The following is a 4,245-nucleotide window of genomic DNA, read 5'->3' as shown; positions in this document are numbered from 1 at the left end:
TACCTGACTTCATCAAGCAGCAACAGGCCGAAGTGATGTTGAGTGGCGGTATGGGCGGACGCGCGATTGAGTTTTTCGCGCAGGCCGGTATCAAGACCGCGACCGGTGCGAGTGGAACGGTTCGCCAAGCGCTGGAAAAATTTCTCGGCGGCACACTCACCGGCGCGGCCCCCTGCGATGAGAGCGTCGCGCACGGGCACGGGCACGATCACGGTTAAGCCCCACGCGGGGCGGGCCAGCAATCGGGCGGCCGGCGGGTGCGTTTAGGGCCCGCCTTGAATCACTGCGGAGGGTTATCACTATGTCATCGCAACCACTCAAGATCATTGTCATCGGCGGCTCGGCGGCCGGCCCTAAGGCCGCGGCGAAGGCGCGCCGTCTGGATGAACACGCGGCCATTACGATCATCCAGAAGGAGGCCGACCTGTCGATGGCCTCGTGCGGCTACCCCTATTACGTTGGCGGGACCTTCGATGACCGCAATCTGCTGATCTGCACCCCGGCGGGGATCGTGCGCGACCCGACCTTTTTTGATAAGGCCAAGCGCATCGAGGCGCTGGTGCAGACCGAAGCCCTATCCATCGATCGGGTGGCCAAGACGGTAACCTGCAAGCACCTGCCGAGCGGTGAAATCCGCACCCTGTCCTATGACAAGCTGGTGATCGCCACCGGCGCCACCGCCCTCTATCCACCCGTCCCAGGGGTGAATCTGGACGGCGTGTTGAGCCTCCATTCGTTGGCTGACGCCGATGCGCTGCGCGCGGTATGTGACGCCAAGCACGTCCGCAACGCGGTGGTCGTGGGCGGCGGGCTGATCGAGGTCTGCGAGGCCCTGCATCTGGCGGGCATCCAGACCACTGTGATCGAGAAGACCGCCGCGATCCTGCCCTTTCTGGACCCGGAGCTATCCAAGCTCGTTGCTAATTATGTCCGCACCCATGGTGCCGACATTATCAAGGGTAACGGGGTGGCCGCCTTCCTTGGCGAGGACGGAAAACTCACCGGGGTCAAGCTCGATAACGGCACCGAACTACCGTGCGAACTGGCGGTGGTCGCGGTCGGGGTCAAGCCGAATGTCGCGCTCGCGGCTTCGGCGGGACTCGCGATCGGCGGCCTGGGTGGGATCGAGGTCAACGAGGCGATGCAGACCTCCGATCCCGACATCTATGCCGGCGGCGATTGCGTGGAATGTACCTCGCTCATCTCGGGCGCAAAGGTGCGCGCGCCCTACGGCGATCTGGCGAACCTGCAGGGGCGGGTCATCGGGCAGAACCTGATCCATGCCGGCAGCGCGAAATTTCCCGGGGTCACCCACACCGGCATCTGCAAGATCTTCGACTACACGGTCGGTTTCACGGGGCTCAGCGCTGGCCAGGCGCGCGCGGCCGGGCTGACGGACATTGAGACGGTGACCGTTGCCGGGCTCGACATTCCCGGTTTCATGGGCGGCAAGTTGCTGATCAGCAAGATGGTCGCTGACCGCAAGACCGGCCGCGTTCTGGGCTTTCAATGTATCGGCCCGGGGGACGTCAGCAAGCGGGTCGCCACGATCGCGATGGCGATCCGGGGTCAGCTTACCATCGGCGATCTCGCCAATGCGGACCTCCCTTATGCGCCGCCCTATTCGCTGGCGCTCGATCATGTCATCGTCTGCGCCCATGTCATGGAGAATAAGCTGCTCGGGCGTATGCAGGGTATCAGCGTCAGCGAGGTCAAACAGCGAGTCGACAGCGGCACGGACTGCTTTATCCTCGACACCCGTACTCCGCCGGAATTCGAGGCCAGGCGGCTGGGCATCGGCGAGACCCTGATCCCGCAGGGCGCCCTGCGTGCACGGCTCACTGAACTGCCGCCGGACAAGGATCGCGAGGTCATCGTCTATTGCGCAATCTCATTGCGGGGCTATGAGTGCGCGGCCATTCTGGAGGGATACGGCTGGCGTAATGTCAAGGTGATGGAAGGCGGCGTCGCCGCCTGGCCTTATCCGCGCGAGCGCTAGCATCCGGCACCCATGAGACTCCAGCATGCCTGAGACCACTTGGCACAGCCTGTTTCCAACCCTGGCCGCGGGCGACCTGGCGACCCGAGCACTTATCGCGGACGCCAAGACGGTGGAAGTGGCCTCGGGACAGCCGGTATTCCATGCCGGCGCATCCTGCTCCAACTATGTCTTGGTGGTGGCCGGGAGCATTCGTGTGCAGGTTATCGGTCAGGACGGCCGCGAGGCGCTGCTCTACCGGGTGTTGCCCGGTGAGGCCTGCGTCCTGACGACCTGCTGCATACTCTCCGGGGATGACTATCCCGCCGCAGCCTATACCGAATCGCCGGTCACCGCTGTGAGTCTCAGCAAGCCGGTCTTCGACCGGGCACTGGAGGAGGCGCCGACCTTTCGTCGTTTCGTCTTCACCAACCTGGGGGCACGCATGACCCAGGTGATTGCCCGCATGGAAGAGCTCGCGTTCCGCCCGATTGACCGCCGGCTGGTCGATTTCCTATTGCTGCATACCGGCCAAAGAGCGGCCTCACCCATCACCGCCACCCATCAGGATATCGCGGTGGAATTGGGCACCGCCCGCGAGGTGGTGTCGCGCCATCTCAAGCGACTGGAAACGGCTGGCCTGGTGCGGCTCGCACGCGGCTCGGTTGAGATACTGGACCGCGGCGCTTTGACGCGCATTGGCTGCGGCCCACTGTGACCAAGTCACTGAAGATTGGATGCGGACGTGCTATTTTCCTGACTGCTACCACCCCCAACCACTGAAAAACCATTTTGAGAACCGACTTATGAACATGACCAAGAATGCCGGAACCACTGATCGTGCCGTGCGCGCAATCGTCGGAATCGCACTGATCGCACTGACCTTCACCGGCCACTTAGGTGCCTGGGGCTGGATCGGCATCGTCCCCCTGGTGACCGCCCTGATCGGCTGGTGCCCGGCCTACACCCTGTTTGGCTTCAAGACCTGCAAGGACTGCCCAGCGGCTTAGCCCGACGCACATGCGCGTGCTCACCAACTCCCGGCGACCTGCGCGCAACCGTTCAGGGGCCACGCGCCGGGGGCTTGGTGAGTGACCCAGCGCCAATCAGTTGAAGCGAACCATCGCCGCGGTGTCCGCCTCACAATTTCGCGGCGGTATGATCGGGAGATGAACCCATGAGCTTCGACGCACTGACTATTGCCGGCATCATCGCCGGCATTCTGAGCGGTGGTTTTCTGATCGCGTTGGTCGCTGGCAACGGGACGGGCAAGTAATTCCGGCCGCGGTCTTTTTCCGGCGTGAGCACGCGGTACCTGGGAGGATTGACTCCCGGCGTCTGCGATGACCCACCCGCCCCCATCGGCTCTGCACGCCGGACCCAAAAAGGGCAGACCATTTCCACTCAGGCTATCGGATCGGTGGTCTAAGTCCTTGTCGGCGAGCTTGAACCTCCGACGTTACCCGACTCTTGCGGAGACTATCACCCTATGGACCGCTTCACCCGAAACTATAGTGCCGCGCTCGGCCTCATCGCCCTCGCACTCATCGGTATCTGGTTACACTCCACCTGGCAACCGCGGGTCAGTGAGATCAACGCGGTGCTGCAATCGGACCCGTTAGTCGCGAAGTATCCCTACCAGTTTCGCGCCGTTTCCTTCGACAACGGTATCGCGACCCTCTTGACCCCGCGGTCGTTCGATGTGCCCGCAGCCAGTTTCCTGGCGATCATCTACCCAGGACTTGCCGGTACAGCTGAGGTTGATCCGGCCATGGCCGCCGCCCAGCAGGCCCTCGTGGACAGCCAGAAGCGGGCGATGGAGTTGGTTGAGGCGCTACCCTACGTCACCGCGGTGCGTTGGGAGCTGGATATCCGTTGGCTCGCGGACCATGGCGTCGTGGGTCCTGTCACGCGCTGAGGCCGCGCGCATCTAGCATCCGCGGCCAAACCCGGGCGATCATAATCAATAACAAAGCGGGGCGTTAGCGCACCTCGCAATCCCAGAGGAAAATCGCCATGCGTGTCCTGCTCTGTGTCATGTTCGCCATGACCCTGATGCCACTCACCGTCGCCCAGGCGCGGAGCAACTGGCCGACCCCGCCCATTGAGGGAGATGCCGCCGCTCAGCTATCCGGCCCGCTCACTGGCGGCAGTGCGGACCACAGCAAATTCGCGGTTCTTAAAGGACCGTTCGCGACTGGTCCGGAGGTCACCAAGGCGTGCCTCACGTGCCACACCGAGAGTGGCCGGCACTTCATGAAGAACAT

The 4,245-nt window shown here is 63.2% G+C and carries 5 protein-coding genes and 1 pseudogene; all 6 read left to right on the top strand.

What is annotated here, in order from left to right; all coding sequences use genetic code 11:
• The coding region (locus QZY44_RS34165) for a NifB/NifX family molybdenum-iron cluster-binding protein (RefSeq protein WP_295458429.1) at window positions 1–218 on the top strand (218 nt) is incomplete at its 5' end.
• A gap of 83 nt (window positions 219–301) precedes the next feature.
• Window positions 302–1,999, top strand: coding sequence for an FAD-dependent oxidoreductase (locus tag QZY44_RS34160; RefSeq protein WP_295458427.1), 1,698 nt, complete (start codon window positions 302–304; stop codon window positions 1,997–1,999).
• Between the two features lie 25 nt (window positions 2,000–2,024).
• On the top strand, window positions 2,025–2,696 hold the full coding sequence (locus tag QZY44_RS34155) for a Crp/Fnr family transcriptional regulator (RefSeq protein ID WP_295458424.1): 672 nt from the start codon (window positions 2,025–2,027) through the stop codon (window positions 2,694–2,696).
• Between the two features lie 88 nt (window positions 2,697–2,784).
• Window positions 2,785–2,988: a DUF2892 domain-containing protein gene (locus tag QZY44_RS34150; RefSeq protein WP_295458422.1), complete on the top strand. Its 204-nt coding sequence runs from the start codon at window positions 2,785–2,787 to the stop codon at window positions 2,986–2,988.
• 479 nt (window positions 2,989–3,467) lie between these two features.
• The gene (locus QZY44_RS34145; protein WP_295458421.1) at window positions 3,468–3,896 is read left to right on the top strand and encodes a hypothetical protein; all 429 of its coding nucleotides are present in this window, start codon (window positions 3,468–3,470) and stop codon (window positions 3,894–3,896) included.
• 98 nt (window positions 3,897–3,994) lie between these two features.
• Window positions 3,995–4,245: pseudogene (locus tag QZY44_RS34140) on the top strand (cytochrome C); the annotation flags it as partial.

Origin of the sequence: uncultured Thiodictyon sp. (assembly GCA_903837595.1) — a bacterium.
Taxonomy (GTDB): Bacteria; Pseudomonadota; Gammaproteobacteria; order Chromatiales; family Chromatiaceae; genus Thiodictyon.
This window is presented reverse-complemented; position numbering and strand designations above follow the sequence as displayed.